The sequence below is a fragment of the Catenulispora subtropica genome, assembly GCF_039531675.1.
GTDB classification, from domain to species: Bacteria; Actinomycetota; Actinomycetes; order Streptomycetales; family Catenulisporaceae; genus Catenulispora; species Catenulispora subtropica.
The window spans coordinates 1-894 of sequence record NZ_BAAAQM010000133.1; the positions used below are offsets into that span (position 1 = coordinate 1).

The window sequence follows — 894 nt, forward strand, 5'->3', positions numbered from 1 at the left end:
CTCAGCCGTGTAGTAAGCGATCAGCCGGTCGTCACGAGCGATGACCACGGCCTGACCGATGCCGGTCAGATTACTGAGATGGTGGGCGATCTCGCCGGGTTCGATGCGTATGCCGCGGACCTTGACCTGGTCGTCATTGCGGCCGAGGTATTCCAGGGTGCCATCCGCGAGCCACCGCGCCACATCACCGGTGCGATACATTCGCTCACCGGGCATAAACGGGTCAGTGGTGAAACGCTCCGCCGTCAACTCCGGCAGATTCAGATAACCGCGCGCAACCTGCACACCCGCGATGAACAACTCGCCCGCCACACCCACCGGCGTCGGCCGGCCCACTGCGTCAAGAACATAGGCGCGGGTGTTAGTGATCGGCCGCCCGATCCGCACCGGCTCACCCGGGGCACACCGCCAGGCGGTGACATCGACTGTTGTTTCGGTCGGGCCGTACAGGTTGTGCAACTCTACGTCCGGCAGTATCGCGTGGAAGCGCTCTGCCAATGCCGGCGGCAACGCCTCCCCGCTGCAGATCACCCTTCGCAGCGCTGCGCAGCCGCCCGGTTCCACCGCGTCCAGGAACGGTCCCAGCATCGACGGCACGAAGTGCATCGTCGAAACCTGCCGCTCTGCTATCAACCCTGCCAAGTACTTCGGCTCACGCTGCCCACCGGGGCGTGCCAGCACCAGCCGGGCGCCCACGATCAAGGGCCAGAACAACTCCCACACCGACACGTCGAAACCCAACGGAGTCTTCTGCAAAACCCCCTCGCCGACCTCCAGACCATAAGCCCCCTGCATCCACCGCAGCCGATTCACCACCGACCGATGCTCGACCATCACCCCCTTCGGCCGCCCCGTAGAACCCGACGTATAAATCACATACGCCAAATCATCCGG

The 894-nt window shown here is 64.2% G+C and carries 1 protein-coding gene; it reads right to left on the reverse strand.

Annotation, left to right across the window (positions count from 1 at the left end; all coding sequences use genetic code 11):
- Positions 1–894 (reverse strand): amino acid adenylation domain-containing protein (locus tag ABD466_RS44275; RefSeq protein ID WP_344663330.1); only part of this gene is annotated, 894 nt, incomplete at both ends.